The 15,350-nt window shown below is 70.6% G+C and carries 17 protein-coding genes; 11 read left to right on the forward strand and 6 right to left on the reverse strand.

Translation table 11 applies throughout. The annotated features are described in order from the left end of the window. Positions 1 to 227 precede the first annotated feature (227 nt). From iolC to ABN273_RS44340, 5 genes are all read left to right on the forward strand, one after another. Positions 228 to 1,166, forward strand: a complete 939-nt coding sequence (gene iolC / locus ABN273_RS44320) for a 5-dehydro-2-deoxygluconokinase (RefSeq protein ID WP_349455587.1) — start codon at positions 228 to 230, stop codon at positions 1,164 to 1,166. Further along, positions 1,163 to 2,068, forward strand: a complete 906-nt coding sequence (locus ABN273_RS44325) for a Cgl0159 family (beta/alpha)8-fold protein (protein ID WP_502911225.1) — start codon at positions 1,163 to 1,165, stop codon at positions 2,066 to 2,068. Before iolC ends, ABN273_RS44325 begins: the two co-directional genes overlap by 4 nt. Further along, positions 2,065 to 2,904, forward strand: coding sequence for a 5-deoxy-glucuronate isomerase (iolB, locus tag ABN273_RS44330; RefSeq protein WP_349455588.1), 840 nt, complete (start codon positions 2,065 to 2,067; stop codon positions 2,902 to 2,904). Before ABN273_RS44325 ends, iolB begins: the two co-directional genes overlap by 4 nt. Then, positions 2,901 to 4,751 carry a 3D-(3,5/4)-trihydroxycyclohexane-1,2-dione acylhydrolase (decyclizing) gene (gene iolD / locus ABN273_RS44335; RefSeq protein ID WP_349455589.1) on the forward strand — a complete coding sequence of 617 codons (1,851 nt, stop codon included), beginning with the start codon at positions 2,901 to 2,903 and terminating at the stop codon, positions 4,749 to 4,751. Before iolB ends, iolD begins: the two co-directional genes overlap by 4 nt. Before the next feature lie 61 nt (positions 4,752 to 4,812). Continuing rightward, positions 4,813 to 5,865 (forward strand): AI-2E family transporter, encoded by a 1,053-nt coding sequence (locus ABN273_RS44340; protein WP_349455590.1) that lies wholly within the window; start codon positions 4,813 to 4,815, stop codon positions 5,863 to 5,865. On the opposite strand, the gene ABN273_RS44345 is transcribed toward ABN273_RS44340, so the two are convergent. Continuing rightward, complete coding sequence (locus ABN273_RS44345) at positions 5,810 to 6,412, reverse strand: PadR family transcriptional regulator (RefSeq protein ID WP_349455591.1); 603 nt, start codon at positions 6,410 to 6,412, stop codon at positions 5,810 to 5,812. The two genes, ABN273_RS44340 and ABN273_RS44345, sit on opposite strands and share 56 nt — an antisense overlap. Positions 6,413 to 6,476: 64 nt before the next feature. Between ABN273_RS44345 and ABN273_RS44350 the strand changes: the two genes are divergently transcribed. Further along, entirely contained in the window at positions 6,477 to 6,953 is a 477-nt protein-coding gene (locus ABN273_RS44350) for a hypothetical protein (RefSeq protein WP_349455592.1), read from the forward strand. Positions 6,954 to 7,113: 160 nt separating this feature from the next. Here the strand turns inward: ABN273_RS44350 and ABN273_RS44355 are convergent, their stop codons facing one another. Then, positions 7,114 to 7,596 (reverse strand): GNAT family N-acetyltransferase, encoded by a 483-nt coding sequence (locus ABN273_RS44355; protein WP_349455593.1) that lies wholly within the window; start codon positions 7,594 to 7,596, stop codon positions 7,114 to 7,116. Positions 7,597 to 7,615: 19 nt separating this feature from the next. Between ABN273_RS44355 and ABN273_RS44360 the strand changes: the two genes are divergently transcribed. Further along, a complete protein-coding gene (locus ABN273_RS44360; protein WP_349455594.1) occupies positions 7,616 to 8,263 on the forward strand; it encodes an HAD-IA family hydrolase in 648 nt (215 codons plus the stop codon). 53 nt (positions 8,264 to 8,316) lie between these two features. Here the strand turns inward: ABN273_RS44360 and ABN273_RS44365 are convergent, their stop codons facing one another. Continuing rightward, positions 8,317 to 8,844 carry a DivIVA domain-containing protein gene (locus ABN273_RS44365; RefSeq protein ID WP_349455595.1) on the reverse strand — a complete coding sequence of 176 codons (528 nt, stop codon included), beginning with the start codon at positions 8,842 to 8,844 and terminating at the stop codon, positions 8,317 to 8,319. Positions 8,845 to 8,955: 111 nt separating this feature from the next. On the opposite strand from ABN273_RS44365, the gene ABN273_RS44370 reads away from it, so the two are divergent. Genes ABN273_RS44370 through ABN273_RS44380 form a run of 3 tightly spaced genes read left to right on the forward strand, consistent with a single transcriptional unit; the run spans position 8,956 to position 11,101 of the window. Continuing rightward, positions 8,956 to 9,684 (forward strand): ABC transporter ATP-binding protein, encoded by a 729-nt coding sequence (locus ABN273_RS44370; RefSeq protein WP_349455596.1) that lies wholly within the window; start codon positions 8,956 to 8,958, stop codon positions 9,682 to 9,684. After that, entirely contained in the window at positions 9,681 to 10,352 is a 672-nt protein-coding gene (locus tag ABN273_RS44375; protein WP_349455597.1) for a hypothetical protein, read from the forward strand. Before ABN273_RS44370 ends, ABN273_RS44375 begins: the two co-directional genes overlap by 4 nt. 50 nt (positions 10,353 to 10,402) lie before the next feature. Then, a complete protein-coding gene (locus tag ABN273_RS44380) occupies positions 10,403 to 11,101 on the forward strand; it encodes an SGNH/GDSL hydrolase family protein (protein WP_349455598.1) in 699 nt (232 codons plus the stop codon). Between the two features lie 348 nt (positions 11,102 to 11,449). Here the strand turns inward: ABN273_RS44380 and rlmN are convergent, their stop codons facing one another. Further along, entirely contained in the window at positions 11,450 to 12,550 is a 1,101-nt protein-coding gene (gene rlmN / locus ABN273_RS44385; protein WP_349455599.1) for a dual-specificity RNA methyltransferase RlmN, read from the reverse strand. 107 nt (positions 12,551 to 12,657) lie between these two features. On the opposite strand from rlmN, the gene ABN273_RS44390 reads away from it, so the two are divergent. After that, complete coding sequence (locus ABN273_RS44390) at positions 12,658 to 13,680, forward strand: suppressor of fused domain protein (protein ID WP_349455600.1); 1,023 nt, start codon at positions 12,658 to 12,660, stop codon at positions 13,678 to 13,680. On the opposite strand, the gene ABN273_RS44395 is transcribed toward ABN273_RS44390, so the two are convergent. Then, positions 13,681 to 14,520: a phosphatidate cytidylyltransferase gene (locus ABN273_RS44395; RefSeq protein ID WP_349455601.1), complete on the reverse strand. Its 840-nt coding sequence runs from the start codon at positions 14,518 to 14,520 to the stop codon at positions 13,681 to 13,683. Between the two features lie 247 nt (positions 14,521 to 14,767). After that, on the reverse strand, positions 14,768 to 15,325 hold the full coding sequence (frr, locus tag ABN273_RS44400; RefSeq protein WP_349455602.1) for a ribosome recycling factor: 558 nt from the start codon (positions 15,323 to 15,325) through the stop codon (positions 14,768 to 14,770). Positions 15,326 to 15,350: the final 25 nt, after the last annotated feature.

Consider the following 15,350-nt stretch of genomic DNA (forward strand, 5'->3'; position numbering starts at 1 on the left):
ATCGGCCAATATGTCATGACATTCATATGACGTAAAGACCCGGCCATATATCGAGGATGTGCCCGCATGCTGCGTCTTTGCTACGGCAGCCGGGGAGCTCACAGTCCGACACTACGCGATGTGAGGCGCGCGGGTTTTAATCAAGGCACATTAGGTAACATAGCGGACATCCATATGTCATGACAATATGCCATAGTGTCGGCGGTAAGCTCCACCTTGGAGGTGCTTTGTACGACTTGATCACGATCGGCCGCTGCGGCGTCGACGTCTACCCGCTGCAGACCGGCGTCGGCCTGGCCGACGTCGAGACCTTCGGCAAGTTCCTCGGCGGCAGCCCGACCAACGTGGCCGTGGCCGCGGCGCGACACGGGCTGCGCTCCGCCGTGATCACCGGCGTGGGAGCGGACCCGTTCGGAGAGTTCGTACGGCGGGCGATCCGCGGCTTCGGCGTGGACGACGCGTTCGTGAGCACCATCGAGGGCCCGCCGACGCCCGTGACGTTCTGCGAGATCTTCCCTCCCGACCACTTCCCGATCTACTTCTACCGCGGCGAGCACCCGCCTGACCTGCAGATCTCCCCGTCCCACCTGGACCTCGAGGCGATCGCGGGCACGAGCCTGTTCTGGTTCTCACTGACCGGGCTGAGCCAGGAGCCGAGCGCCGCCGCCCACGCCGCCGCCCTGTCGGTGCGCAGTTCGGGCTGGACCGTGTTCGACCTCGACTGGCGGCCGGCGCTGTGGGAGTCGCGGGAGGCTGCCCACGAGGCGGTGCGGCGGACGCTGCCGTACGCGAACGTCGCCGTCGGCAACCTGGACGAGGTGGAGACCGCGGTGGGTGTGCGCGATCCGGAGGCCGCCGCACAGGCGCTCCTGGACGCGGGCGTGAAAGTGGCCGTGGTGAAAATGGGCCCCGAGGGGGTTCTCGCGCGTACCTCTGAGGAAAGTGCCTTGGTGGAGCCGGTGGAGGTGAAGGTGGTCAACGGCATCGGAGCGGGCGACGCGTTCGGCGGCGCGCTCTGCCTAGGGCTGCTGCGCGGCTGGCCGCTGGAGCGCACAGTGAGCTTCGCCAACGCGGCCGGCGCCTTCGTGGCCGCCCGCCTGGCCTGCGCCGACGCGATGCCGTCCACGGCGGAAGTGGAAGACCTGCTGAACGGGGCGGGCTCTTGAGCGACATCACACTGCCCAGGTCCGCCGGCTACGAACGGCTCACCCACATCAGGGCGACCCGTCCTGAGGAGATCGCCGAGGCCGCGGCCCGGCGGCAGCGGCGCGGCCTGCCGGGCGAGGGCGAGCGGCTGCTGATCATCGCCGCCGACCACCCGGCCCGCGGCTCCCTGGCCGTACGGGACCGGCCGCTGGCCATGGCCAGCCGCACGGACCTGCTCGACCGCCTTCAGGTGGCGCTCTCCCGCCCCGGCGTGGACGGCATCCTGGCCTCGCCCGACGTGCTGGAGGACCTGCTCCTGCTGGGCGCGCTGGAGGACAAGCTGGCCTTCGGCTCCATGAACAGGGGCGGCCTGCAGGGCTCGGTCTTCGAGGTGGACGACCGCTTCACCGGCTTCGACGCGGCCTCGATCGACGCGATGCGCCTGGACGGCGGCAAGATGCTCTGCCGCATCGACCCGAACGACCACGCCACCGTGTCCACGCTGGAGTCCTGCGCCCGCGCGGTGACGGACCTGGCCCGCCGCCGCCTGATGGCCATGGTGGAGCCCTTCTGGTCGCTGCGCACGGAGTCGGGGGCGCTGCGCAACGACCTGTCGCCCGAGGCCGTGATCCGGGCGATCAGCGTCGCCCAGGCGCTCGGCGTGACCTCGGCGTACACGTGGCTCAAGATCCCGGCCGTGGCGGAGATGGAGCGCGTGATGGCCGCCACCACGCTGCCCGCCCTGCTGCTCGGCGGCGATCCGCCGGACATCGACGCCGCCTACGCCGACTGGCACCGCGCCCTCGCCCTTCCCGGGGTACGGGGCCTCGTGGTGGGCCGCGCCCTGCTCTATCCGCCGGACGACGACGTGGCCACCGCGGTGGACGGCGCCGCGGCCCTGGTTCGGGAGGCTCGCAAATGACATACATTCCGTACGGCAAGGCCGCCAACGGCCCCTGGTCGGTCGAGATCACCCCGGCTACGGCCGGCTGGACGTACTCGGGGCTGCGCATCCTGGACCTGACGGACGCCCCGGTCTCCTTCGACACGGGCGAGGAGGAAATGCTGGTCCTCCCGCTCTCCGGCTCCTGCACGGTGACGATCCCGGCCGACACGTTCGTGCTGGCGGGCCGGGATTCGGTGTTCGACGGGCCGAGCGACTTCGCCTACGTCCCGATCAACACGCAGGTGACCATTCAGGGCGCCGGCCGGATCGCCCTGCCCTCGGCCCGCGCCACCCGCGCTCTCGAGCCGCGTTACGTGCCCGCCACCGAGGTCTCGGTCGAGATCCGCGGCGCGGGCCAGGCCAGCCGCCAGGTGAACAACTTCGCCGCCCCCGACGCCTTCGACTGCCACAAGCTCATGGCCGTGGAGGTCCTCACCCCGGACGGCAACTGGTCGTCGTACCCGCCGCACAAACACGACACCGACAATCCGGGCGAGGCGGTCCTGGAGGAGATCTACTACTTCGAGGTGCGCGACCAGGGTATCGGCTACCAGCGCGTCTACTCCTCCGAGCGCGGCCACATCGACACCCTGGCCGAGGTCTCCTCCGGCGACGTGGTCCTGGTCCCGTACGGCTACCACGGCCCCGCCATGGCCGCCCCCGGCTACGACCTGTACTACCTGAACGTCCTGGCGGGCCCGGCGGAGCAGCGTTCGATGGCGTTCTGCGATGATCCGCGCCACGCCTGGATCCGCTCCTCCTGGGAAGCTCAGCCCACCGATCCCAGACTGCCGTTCGGGAGGACCTCATGACACAGCTGACGGTCGCGCAGGCGGTCGTACGCTTCCTGGCCCAGCAGTGGAGCGAGCGCGACGGAGTGGAGCGCAGGTTCTTCGGCGGCATCTGCGGCATCTTCGGCCACGGCAACGTCGCCGGGCTCGGCCAGGCGCTGGCCACCTCCACCGAGGACCTGCCCTACCACCTGAGCCGCAACGAGCAGGCCATGGTCCACACGGCCGCCGCCTACGCCCGGGCCTCCAACCGCCTGGCCACCCTGGCCTGCACCACCTCCATCGGCCCCGGCGCGACCAACATGATCACCGGCGCGGCCGGCGCGACGATCAACCGGCTGCCGGTGCTGCTGCTGCCCGGCGACATCTTCTCCACCCGCGTGGCCGGCCCGGTGCTGCAGGAGCTGGAGGATCAGCGCTCGTACGACATCTCCGTCAACGACTGCTTCAAGCCGGTCTCCCGCTACTGGGACCGGATCAACCGCCCCGAGCAGCTCCCGTCCGCGCTGCTGGCCGCCATGCGCGTGCTCACCGACCCGGCCGAGACCGGCGCGGTGACGCTGGCGCTGCCGCAGGACGTGCAGGCGGAGGCGTACGACTGGCCGGAGGAGCTGTTCGCCCGCCGCGTGTGGCACATCCCCAGGCCCAGCCCTGAGCGGGCGGCCGTGTTCAGGGCGGCCCAGCTGGTCAAGTCCGCCTCGCGCCCGCTGATCGTGGCGGGCGGCGGGACGATCTACAGCGAGGCCACGGAGCAGCTGCGGATCTTCGCCGAGACGTACGGCATCCCGGTGGCCGAGACGCAGGCGGGCAAGGGCGCGCTCCCCTACGGGCACCCGCTCGCCATGGGCGCGATCGGCGCCACCGGCACCACGGCGGCCAACGCGCTGGCCCGCGAGGCCGACCTGATCATCGGCGTCGGCACCCGCTACAGCGACTTCACCACGGCCTCCCGGACGATCTTCGCGCCGGATGCCCGGTTCCTGAACCTCAACGTCACCGCCTTCGACGCGGCCAAGCTGTCGGGCATGCAGCTGGTGGCCGACGCCCGCGAGGGGCTGGCGGACCTGGTCGAGGCGTTCGCGGGCTGGAGCGGCCCGCCTGGCGCCTACCGCGAGCAGGCCGCCGAGCTGACCCGTGAGTGGGACGCGGCCGTGGACCACGCGTACGCGCTGGAGGGCACGCCGCTGCCCCAGTCCGCGGTGATCGGCGCGGTCAACGCGGCGGCGGGCGACGACGGCGTGGTGGTGTGCGCGGCCGGTTCGATGCCCGGCGACCTGCACAAGCTCTGGCGGCCGAGCGGCCCGGGCAGCTACCACGTCGAGTACGGCTACTCCTGCATGGGCTACGAGATCGCCGGCGGCCTGGGCGTCAAGATGGCGGCTCCGGAGCGCGAGGTGTTCGTCATGGTGGGCGACGGCTCCTACCTGATGATGGCCCAGGAGCTCGTCACGGCGATCTCCGAGGGGATCAAGCTGGTCGTCGTCCTGGTGGACAACTCCGGCTTCGCCTCCATCGGCCGGCTGTCGGAGAGCGTCGGCGGGGAGCGGCTCGGCACCTCGTACCACGACCGCGACGGCGGCCCGCTGCCGGTCGACCTCGCCGCCAACGCGGCCAGCCTCGGCGCGTCGGTGCTGCGCCCCGAGTCGGTCGTCGACCTGCGCAAGGCCCTCGACGCGGCCCGTTCGGCGACCGAGACCACGGTGATCTACGTCCGCACCGACCCGATGGCGGACGACGTGCCGTCCTCCGAGGCGTGGTGGGACGTGCCCGTGGCGGCGGTCGGCACGACGGACGCGACCCGGGCGGCGCGGGAGACGTACGAGGTGAACAAGCTCTCCCAGCGTCCCCACCTCACTCCGCCCGGCTGACCAGGGTTGCCGCCGATCCCGCTGGGGAAGGCCTCTGACCAGGCAGAACAGGGGGCAGGGGATGAGGCCGTGGCGGCTGCTCGGTTGGCTCGTGGTGATCGCGGTGGCCGGTTTCTGCCTCTATCACGTGCGCACGGTGGCCGTCTCGATCGTCATCGGCGTGTTCATCACGGCGCTGCTCCTGCCCGCCGCCCGCTGGCTCAGGTCACGCGGGCTGAACCGCGCACTGTCCACCACGATCGTCTTCGCAGGCGGCCTCGTGCTGGCGGCGGGCCTGTTCGCCCTGGTGGTGCCGCCCACCATTGACAGCGTGTCCCAGCTGCGGACCAGCGTCGGGAAGGTGCTCGACGACCTGTATCAACTGACCGCCAGGTTCGGGCTCGCCCCCCGGCGGCTGGCCGAGCAGGCCAAGGACTACCTGGCCGGCCAGGGCCGCCAGATCACCACCGGCGCGCTGGCCGGGCTCAGGACGGTGGGCGAGATCGTCATCGGGGCGGTGCTGGCGATCATCCTGTCGGTGTACTTCGTGCACGGCGGCGACCGGCTCTTCCGCTGGCTCGTGGACCTCGCGCCCGCCTCGGCCAGGACCCGTCTCACCGAGGCCGGTCACCTGGTCATCACCGTGGTCGGCCGCTACATCCGCGGGATCGCGCTGGTGGGCGCGGTGGACGCGCTCTTCATCGGATCGGCCCTGTGGATCATGGGAGTGCCGATCGCGTTGCCGCTGGCGGTGCTGACGTTCGTGGGGGCGTACCTGCCGGTGGTGGGCGCGTTCGTCGCGGGGCTGCTCGCCGCGGTGGTGGCGCTCGTGGCCAAGGGCTGGCTGGTGGCGCTCATCGTGGTCGGGGTGACCGTGGCGGTGCAGCAGATCGAGGGGCACGTGCTGGCGCCGCAGATCTACGGCAGGGCCCTGGACCTGCCCGGAGCGGTCATCCTGGTCGCCATCGCGGTGGGCAGCCTGGTCGCGGGCATCATCGGCGCGTTCCTGGCCGCGCCGGTGACGGGGGTGATCGTGGCCCTGCTGCGGAGCTCGAGAGGTCCGGCCGGTCACGCGGAGGTCAAGACGCCTCCCACCCGCCCGCAGCCCCCTCCAACGACGCCTGCGACCAGGTGAGCCGCCCGGCCCGCAGGTCCTCGATGACGGCGCGGAGCCACCGGCTCTCCGCGGCCGTCATCTCCCGCAGGTATTCCACCTCCAGCATGGTGACGCGCGGCAGGCCGGCCTCGGCGGTCAGGGTCGCGTCCAGCCCGGCCAGCGTCTGGGCGACCGCCTGCTCGCGCCGCTCGAACACCTCGGCCAGCTCTTCTGGAGTGAGCAGGAGAGCGTTCGTCAGTGCCGCGGGGAACTGCGGGAACTCCTGCTTGGGCGTGCTGAGCATCTCGTCCAGCCACTTGCGCAGCGCCGCCTCGCCCTCGTCGGTGAGCTCGTAGACCGTGCGCTCGGGGTACTGCTGGTCGCGCCCCGTCTCGCGGACCCTGATCAGGCCGCCCTCCAGCAGCCGGTCGATGGTCCGGTAGAGGCCGGCCCGCTGGCCGACGTTGACCACCAGGTCCTTGCCCCACTGCTTGAGCAGGCGCTGGATGCCGTACGGATGCAGCGGCCGGTAGCGCAGGAGGGCCAGCACGGTCAGGGCGAGCGGCGAACCGCGATCGAGAGCCATGCACCAATACTAGCCCCAAAGTTACTAGTTGACGAAGGACTAGTTTCAATGCAACTATCGAGCCATGAGCGATGTTGAGCGAATCCACTCCGACCACGCAGTCACCCGACGTCTGGGCAACTGGACCACCGCGAGCCGCTTCGAGGTCCGCACCCGTTACGGACAGAGCACCATCGACCTGCGCTCCCCCGACCTCCCCGACGACCTGGAGCTCCGGCTCGACCTCGACCATGGCGTGGTCAAGCTGCTGGTTTCCGACGACGCCACCGTCGACCACTGGGACCTGCACTGGACCGGCAGGGGCAAGGTCAAGGACTACGAGGCGCCCAAGGAGAGCACCGGGCGGCGCATCCGCCTGATCGGCACGGCGGTCACGAGCGAGGTCCGTGTTGCGCGCCGCGGTGTCGCGATCATCACCGCGATGATGTCCCGCGAGTACTTCCGCGACGTCCGCCAGGCCCAGAAGAACGGCACCCACCCCACGGTCGACGACCCCGCGCGCAAGCTGGAGACGGCGGGCTGGAAGACCTCCCGGTCCTGATCACCGGCTCCGCGGGCCTCGCCTCAGCGCTCTTCCTCCCCCATCAGGGCGTGCCCTGCCCGCCGGTCGGCCGCTGTGTCGACTGTGGGCAGGGCCAGGGGATCAACCCGCGCACCCTCGAGATCCACCTCTGGCCGGCTGGGGCTTTTCCAGCGTGGAGTCAGAGGGGAAGCTCCAGTTCCAGCTCGTGCCGGATCGGGATGCCGTCGGACTCGGCGGGGATGCCCGGTTTGAGCTGGCGCGCCCGGTCCACGCCGTGCCGGTGCAGGGCGACCAGGTCGAAGCCGTAGCGCTGGTAGAAGCGCAGCGCGTGCGTGTTGTCGTTGGTGGTGACCAGCCAGAGCCGGGCCGCCGCACGCTCGGTGGCCGCGGCGCGTACCGCGTCGAGCAACGCCGCGCCGACCCCCTTGCCGGGGATCACGGCGTCGATCGTGATGATCTCCACGGAGTCGCCGCGCTGCGCGTAGGTGATGATCCCGGCCAGCTCGCCGTCGATCTCGGCGATGAAACCGGGCTGGGCGGCGGCGTCGATCAGCTCACCGCGGCCCAGCGCGACCACGGTGACGCCGCCCCAGCTCGCGGTCAACACCCGGGTCACGTTCGCCAGATCTTGTGGCTCGATCGCCCGCACGGATATCGCCATGTGCACCATTATGAGATCTATGCGATGGGCAACGTTCGACTGTTTCGGGACACTTGTCGACTGGCGGCACGGCATCCGCACCAGCGCCGACCTGATCGCGCCCGGTCAGGGGGCGCGGCTACTGGAGGCGTACAACCGGCATGAGCACGCCGTGCAGGCCGAGTCTCCGGCGCTCCGCTACCGCCACGTGCTGGCCGAGACGCTACGCAGGGCCTGCGCCGAGGAGAAGGTGGAGCTGACCGAGGACGACGCCTCGGTGCTGGCCGCGACGATCCCGTACTGGCCGGTCTTCCCCGAGGTCGGCGCCGAACTGGCGGCGCTGCGCACGGCGGGCTGGCACCTGGCCCTGCTCACCAACTGCGACCGCGACCTCATCGCCGAGACGCGGCGGCGGCTGCCCGTGCCGTTCGACGCGGTGGTGACCTCGGAGGACGTGGGCGCCTACAAGCCGTCCGACGCCCACTTCGAGGCCTTCAGGCGCTCGTACGAGCCGACGACATGGGTGCATGTGGCGCAGAGCTACTTCCACGACATGGTCCCCGCGCACCGGCTGGACATCCCACGGGTGTGGATCAACCGCCAGGGTCAACGGCCCGAGGACGAGAAGATCATCCAGCAGTTCCTGCCCGACCTCGGCGGGCTGCTCGCAGCGGTCGAGAACGCCTAGCTGCTCGAGCGGGCGAGAACGCTTAGCCGCGCTGCTCGAGCGGGCGAGAACGCTCAGCCGCGCTGCTCCAGCACGTCCGCGATGCCCGAGAGGAAGGCGTCCACGTCGGAGATCAGGTAACCGGACCTGAACAGCACGGTCGAGAACCTCGCCTCCCGGACCTCCTTCGCCGTCACGGGGAACTCGGTCGTCCCGCGCAGGGTGGCCACGATGCGGTCAAGGAAGGCGTCGATCTCGTCCTCGTTGTAGCCGGTGCCCATGCGGCCCGGGCGGAAGGCCACCCGTTCGACGCGGGCCGCCTGGGTCTCGAACCACTCCTCGCGCAGCATCTCACCGGTGGGCTCGGCCATGGCCAGCCGTACCGGACGTTTGGCCTGGGTCTCCAGCGCCACCACGAACGCCTCCAGGGCGAAGTCGACCGCGGTCTCGTGATAGCCGCCGCGCTTGGCGCGGAACGTGGCCCGGCGCACGTCGTCGGCCGTGACGGGCTCCATGGCGTGCGGGCCCCGGCCGAGCGTCGACTCGATCCGCCCGATCAGGGCGTCGACCTCGGCGGGGTCATAGCCTGAACGCATACCCATGACGCGCGGAAAGCGATTCAAGCCCACTCCTCTTGAGAACGTGCTGGGGGTGCCTCCATTGTGGGGCTCTTTATCACGATGATGCGACCCGACATATAGCTTTGCAGGATCATGCAGCTGTCCAAGGTCTCTTTTCGCTACCGAAGACGCGGTCCGTCAGTCATCCAGGACGCCGACGCGCAGCTCGCCCCCGGCGACGTGATCGAGCTGGCCGGCGTGAACGGGGCAGGCAAGTCGACCCTGCTCCGGCTCCTGGCGGGCCTCGCCCGGCCGACGACCGGCACGATCGCCGGCCGCCCCGAAATCGTCGGCTTCGCCCCCGACCGGTTCCCCACCGCCCAGCCGTTCACGGTGACCGCCTACCTGCGCCACATGGCCCGGGTACGGGGCGGCGCCCGCTGGGAGCCGTGGGCCGAGCGCCTCAACATGGACCACCTCCTCAACGTCCCCCTCGGTGAGCTGTCGAAGGGCAGCGCGCACAAGGTCGGCCTGGTCCAGGCGCTGATGGCCGAGCCGGGGCTGCTGATTCTGGACGAGCCGTTCGCCGGGCTCGACGCCGGCACGCGCGAGGCGCTGCCCGCGATCGCCGCCGAGGTGGCGGCCCGCGGCGGCATCGTCATCGCCAGCGACCACCAGGGCGGCCTGCGCGCCCTTCCCGTCGTCCGGCACTGGTCGCTGGTGGACGGCCACCTCAAGGAGGGCACGGCGGCGCCTCCTCAGGAGAGCGAGGACCGGGAGGCAGTAGTGGCCGTCACCGTGCCCGCGGCCGAGCTCCACCACTTCCTCACCAGGATGCGCGCCGAGGGCTACCAGGCCCGCGAGATCGAGGAGACCGGATGATCGCCCTGGCCGCGTTCCGCCTTGCCGCCTACGTCCGCTCGCACCGCGTGTACCAGGCACTCCTCCTGGCCCTGGCCATGCTGGCGATCGTCTACGGCAGCCGGGCGCCGCGGGGCGCGGAGGCGGCCGTGCTCACGGACGGCGGCGTACTGATCATTCCGATCCTGGCCTGGGCCGCCAGGAGCCTGCTCGACACCGAGCCCGACCGGCAACGCGAGCTGTCCGCGGTCCAGGCGGGCGGCTGGGGCAGGGAGGTGGCGGCGGGACTGGCGGCGGCGTTCGCGGCGTGCACGGCGCTCGCGGCGCTCAGCCTGGGCTGGGCGCTCCTGCTCGGCGTCAGCCAGGCCCCGGCGGGCCCCGTGCTGGCCGCCATCCTCGTCCTGCACGTTCTGGCCACGCTCACCGGAACCGCGCTGGGCGCGCTCACCAGCCGCGCGGTCGTCCGCTCTCCTGCCGTCTCGATCATGGCGTTGCTGCTCGGGTTCATGGCGATGCTGCTGCTCAGCGCCTCGTCCCTGCATTGGCTGACCGTGCCGCTCATCGCGTGGATGAAGGCGGCGAACGCAGGTCACCTCCTCGACCAGCTTCCCGAGCTCGCGGCCGTCTCCCTGTTCTGGTGCCTGATCGGCCTCGGGGCGTACGTATGGCACCGGCGTAGGGTAGGTTAGTGAGCACTCACCCACCCTGATCGGAGGAGGCAACGGTGAAGGTGATCTGCATGGGTGACAGCATCACCCGCGCACAGGTGAGCGCAGACTACGTGGCCATGCTCCGCGCGCGGCTGCCCGAGGCGACCGTGATCAATGCCGGGGTCAACTACGAGCCGTCCTCGGAAACGGTGAAGCGGCTGGACGACGTCGTCGGCCAGGACCCCGACGTGGTGACCGTGCTGATCGGCACCAACGACGCGAACTCCACACTCAGCCGGAAGCTCGCCAGGACACTGCGCAAGCGCTGGCGGCTCTCCGCGGACCCCACCCCGGAGGGCTACGCCGCCAACCTCACCAGCATCGCCAGGAGGCTTCAGGACCAGACGATGGCCCGGGTGGCACTGCTCTCCCTGCCGGTCATCGGCGAGGACCTCGGCTCGGTCCCGGTGCGGCGGGCCGCCGAATACAGCGAGATCGTCCGGCGGGTCGCGGCGGACGAAGGTGTCACGTACCTGCCGCTCAATGAGCGGATGACCGCGTACCTGGAGGAGCAGGGCCGCACGCCCGGCACCCACTACCGCGCGGAGGGCCGGCTGGCGCAGACCGCCGCGATACAGCACTTCCTGCTCGGCCGCAGCCTGGACGCCATCTCCAGGAGCCGCGGCCTCCAGCTCACCACCGACACCGTCCACCTGAACGGCCAGGGCGCCCGCTTGATCGCCGACCTCATCGAGGGCTTCGTCGCCCGCTCGATAGCCCACCACTGACCGCCTGCGTCACCGGCCTGCCGGCCGCTGAACACCGCCTCGCGCGGCGTCGGCGTCGGATGTGAAGAGGCCGGACGCCCGCGCCGGAGCTCGGCGCCCCGTCGTGCGGGAGCGCGGCGCCCTGTCCCTCGCGAGCGCGGCGCCCCGTCGCTCGGAAGCGCGGCATCCGTCTCACGTGGGTTCCCACTCCGCCGCCTTCCGCCGGCACGCCCGTGCTCCCCGCGCCGAAGGGCCTGTGAGGCGTGCACGGCCGTCCTGCGCGGTGGCCGGCTGGCCGCCCCCTCCGGAGCCCTCAAGGAGCTGTGAGGCGCGACCGTAGCAGCGCGGCGTGTTCGGGGTGGGAGCGGGCTACTCGGCGGCGGCGAGCTGGCCGCAGGCGCCGTCGATCTCGCGCCCGCGCGTGTCGCGCACCGTCACCGGCACGCCGTGGAACTCCAGCCGCCGCACAAACGCCCGCTCGTCCTCAGGCCGGGAAGCCGTCCACTTGGACCCGGGCGTCGGGTTGAGCGGGATCAGGTTGACGTGCACGAGCTTGCCCTTGACCAGCTTGCCCAGCAGGTCGGCCCGCCACTCCTGGTCGTTGATGTCCTTGATCAGTGCGTACTCGATCGAGATCCGCCGCTTGGTCTTCGCCGCGTACGCCCAGGCGGCGTCGAGGACCTCGGCCACCTTCCACCGCGTGTTGATCGGCACCAGCGTGTCACGCAGCTCGTCGTCGGGCGCGTGCAGCGACAGCGCCAGCGTGACGGGCAGCCCCTCGTCGGCCAGCTTGCCGATGGCGGGCACCAGCCCGACCGTGGAGACGGTGACGCCGCGGGCCGAGATGCCGAGCCCGTGCGGCGCGGGCTCCACCAGCCGGCGGACCGCCCCGATCACCGCCTTGTAGTTGGCCAGCGGCTCCCCCATGCCCATGAACACGACGTTGCTCACCCGCCCCGGCCCGCCGGGCACCTCGCCGGCCGCCAGCGCCCTGGCCCCGGCGACGACCTGCTCGACGATCTCGGCGGTGGACATGTTGCGGGTCAGGCCCGCCTGGCCGGTGGCGCAGAACGGGCAGTTCATGCCGCAGCCGGCCTGCGACGACACGCACATCGTGACCCGGTCGGGATAGCGCATGAGCACCGACTCGACCAGCGCCCCGTCGAACAGCCGCCACAGCGTCTTACGCGTCGTGCCCCTGTCGGTGCTCAGCTCCCTGACCGAGGTGAGCAGGTCGGGCAGGAGCGCGGCGAGCTTCTCGCGGGAGGCCGCGGGCAGGTCGGTCATCGCCCCGACGTCGGCGGTGAGGCGCTCGAAGTAGTGGCGGGAGAGCTGGTCGGCGCGGAACGCCTTCTCGCCCAGCTCCGTGACCGCGGCCCGCCGGTCGGCCATCGACAGGTCGGCCAGGTGCCGTGCGGGCTTGGCTCGCCGGGGCGCGACGAAGGTGAGCTGGCCTGGTGGCTGGGACACGTTCCTGCCTTCGCTTGAGGGGCTGTCAATCAGGGTAATGAACGTTCGGATCGGAGGTGACATTCCTGCTCGCGTCATGGTCGCCGCCCGATCTACAGTCATCTCGTATGGCGATTTTCCGGTCGGCATCTGGCGAGGGTGGCGCCGAGGTCGTACTCGCTGTCGGCAACCCGTACGGTAGCCGGACGCTCGTGGTCGAGCGGGACGAGGACTCCTCGGTAGCTTACCTGTGCTCGCCCGACGGCACGGTGCACGGCGCCGTCTGGCTGGCCAACCACCGTCCCGCCCCCACCGTGGTGGATCTGGCCAGGATCAACGCCGGCCTGCCGCCGCTGATGCCCAGGGCCAACACCGCCCATCCGGCCGGCCGCAGGCCGCTCGGGCAGCTCGCCGCGCTGTGGTTCGAGGAGGGGGACGGGGTCGCCCTGTACGAGGACGACGACCTGCTGGCGGTCATCCCCGGCTGGGCCGACATGAGCAGGGGCATGCCCGGTTACGCCCGTGACGCGGTGGGCGAGTCACCGTTCGCCTGGGCGCTCTCGGAGGCGCTCGAAGGGTTGCGGCCCCGCATCTCCAACGCCAGGTCCTACTGGCGCTGGCGGCACAACGAGGGGTCGTGGCCGTCGTTCCAGCAGTTCGTGATGGGGCATCTGGACCGGGTGCTCGGCCCCGCGGGGCGCTACTGGGACGCCAGCGGCGAACGGCTGCCGACCGTCGGGATCACCGAGCGTCCGCCGCACCAGGGCCGCGACTTCACCGTGCTGTCCACGGTCGGGATGAGCTGCCAGCGCATGCCCACCGTCGAGCAGTGGATCAACAAGCCGGGCGCGTACGCCCGGATCGAGCTGGCCGTGGCCACCCGCGAGGACCCGCGGGACGCGGCGCTGCTGCTGGTGTGGCTGTCGCAGTATCCGTGGCACTCCGTCACGTGGCTGGGCCACGGGCACACGGCGAAGTGGTATCACGAGCGCTCGACGTTCCCGCTGGGGCCGCGGTATTCGGGTGTCCTGATGCTGGCCAACGCACCCCACATGCCCGACATGTCGGGATTCGCGTTCGGCGGGGAGGCCGTACGGTGGCTCTGGCTCTCGCCCATCACCATCGAGGCCCTGGAGGCCCAGAACCGCTGACTAGAAGAACAGGGTCATCAGCAGCCAGACCGGCACCAGCGTCGTCACCAGCGAGTCGAGCCGGTCCATCAGGCCGCCGTGGCCGGGCAGGATGGTGCCCAGGTCCTTGATCCCGAGGTCCCGCTTGATCATCGACTCGATCAGGTCGCCCACGGTCGCCAGCAGCGCCGCGAGCCCGCCGATCAGCGCACCCTGCCAGATCTCGCCGTGCATCAGCCAGGTCACCAGCCAGGCCCCGACCGCCGTGCACGCGACCACCGATCCGGCGAACCCCTCCCAGGTCTTCTTCGGGCTGATCACCGTCATCTTGTGCCGGCCGAACAGCACACCGGCGACGTAGCCGCCGATGTCGCTGGCCACGGTCACCGCGATGAAGATCAGCACCCGGTGATCGCCGTCCTCGGGACGCAGCAGCAGGGCCACGAACGCCGCCAGCATGGCCGGATAGAACAGCGTGAACACCGAGGCCGACGCGTCCCGCACGTAGCCCTCAGTCCCTTCGCTGAACATGCGCCAGATCAGCAGCACGAACGCGAACACCGCGAACGTGGCCAGCAGCCACACCGGCCCGCCCCAGTACGCCGCCGCCTGCATCGCCGCCATGCCCGCGAGCACCGGCACGGCGGGCACCTTGATCTCGCGGGTCGCGAACGCCTTGGACAGCTCCAGCACGCCGACGCCCACAGCCCCCACGACCACCAGGAGGAACAGTTCCTTGATCGTGTAGAGGGAGCCCACGACAAGCGCGCCCAGCACCACACCGACCGCGATCGCGGCGGGCAGGTTCCTTCCGGTACGGCTGCCGCCGCTCGAGCTGGTGCCAGCCGTACGGTTATTCACAGAGTTCTCCAAAAGCCACGGCCCCCGCCCCGGGGCGAGGGCCGTAGATGCAAGAGCCGCCACCCACGACGGCCCACCGCAGGTGCAAGGGCCGCCACCCACGACGGCCCGCCGCAGGTACAAGGGCCACCACCCACGACGACCCACCGCAGGTGCAAGCCCGCTACCTGCAGCGGCCCGCCGTCGGTGCAAAAAGACCGCCACCTGCGACGCCCCGCTGAACGCGGCCCGCCCTGCGGTGTGCCGCTCAGACTTCGAGCAGCTCGGCTTCCTTGTGCTTGAGCAGCTCATCGATCTTCGCGACGTGCTTCTGGGTGAGGTCGTCGAGCTCCTTCTCCGCCCGCCTGACCTCGTCCTCGCCCGCCTCGCCATCCTTGATCATCTTGTCGAGGATCTCCTTGGCGGAGCGGCGGATGTTGCGTACCGACACCTTGGCGTGCTCGCCCTTGTTCCTGGCGACCTTGATGTACTCCTTGCGCCGCTCCTCGGACAGCTCCGGGAACGTCACGCGGATCACCTGACCGTCGTCGGTGGGATTGACGCCGAGGTCGGAGTCGCGGATGGCCTTCTCAATGGCGCTCATCGAGCTCTTGTCATAAGGCTGGATCAGAACCATGCGCGCCTCCGGCACATGGAACGACGCCAGTTGCTGGATGGGCGTCGGCGTGCCGTAGTACTCAGCGTTGATCTTGTTGAACATCGAGGGGGTGACGCGGCCCGTACGGATGGTCGCGAAGTCCTCCTTCGCGACCGAGACGGCCTTGTCCATTTTTTCCTCGGCTTCGAGGAGGGTTTCGTCGATCACAGCGGCTCCCTGTCTACTAGCTGGC

It is taken from the genome of Nonomuraea sp. B19D2 (assembly GCF_040137845.1).
Taxonomy (GTDB): Bacteria; Actinomycetota; Actinomycetes; order Streptosporangiales; family Streptosporangiaceae; genus Nonomuraea.

Bases quoted from the DNA above. Each gene is read 5' to 3' on its own strand.
- iolB (WP_349455588.1), top strand. From the start codon at position 2,065: ATGACATACATTCCGTACGGCAAGGCCGCCAACGGCCCCTGGTCGGTC.
- iolD (WP_349455589.1), top strand. From the start codon at position 2,901: ATGACACAGCTGACGGTCGCGCAGGCGGTCGTACGCTTCCTGGCCCAG.
- ABN273_RS44340 (WP_349455590.1), top strand. From the start codon at position 4,813: ATGAGGCCGTGGCGGCTGCTCGGTTGGCTCGTGGTGATCGCGGTGGCC.
- ABN273_RS44345 (WP_349455591.1), bottom strand. From the start codon at position 6,412: ATGGCTCTCGATCGCGGTTCGCCGCTCGCCCTGACCGTGCTGGCCCTC.
- ABN273_RS44350 (WP_349455592.1), top strand. From the start codon at position 6,477: ATGAGCGATGTTGAGCGAATCCACTCCGACCACGCAGTCACCCGACGT.
- ABN273_RS44355 (WP_349455593.1), bottom strand. From the start codon at position 7,596: ATGGCGATATCCGTGCGGGCGATCGAGCCACAAGATCTGGCGAACGTG.
- ABN273_RS44360 (WP_349455594.1), top strand. From the start codon at position 7,616: ATGCGATGGGCAACGTTCGACTGTTTCGGGACACTTGTCGACTGGCGG.
- ABN273_RS44365 (WP_349455595.1), bottom strand. From the start codon at position 8,844: ATGGGTATGCGTTCAGGCTATGACCCCGCCGAGGTCGACGCCCTGATC.
- ABN273_RS44370 (WP_349455596.1), top strand. From the start codon at position 8,956: ATGCAGCTGTCCAAGGTCTCTTTTCGCTACCGAAGACGCGGTCCGTCA.
- ABN273_RS44375 (WP_349455597.1), top strand. From the start codon at position 9,681: ATGATCGCCCTGGCCGCGTTCCGCCTTGCCGCCTACGTCCGCTCGCAC.
- ABN273_RS44380 (WP_349455598.1), top strand. From the start codon at position 10,403: ATGGGTGACAGCATCACCCGCGCACAGGTGAGCGCAGACTACGTGGCC.
- ABN273_RS44390 (WP_349455600.1), top strand. From the start codon at position 12,658: ATGGCGATTTTCCGGTCGGCATCTGGCGAGGGTGGCGCCGAGGTCGTA.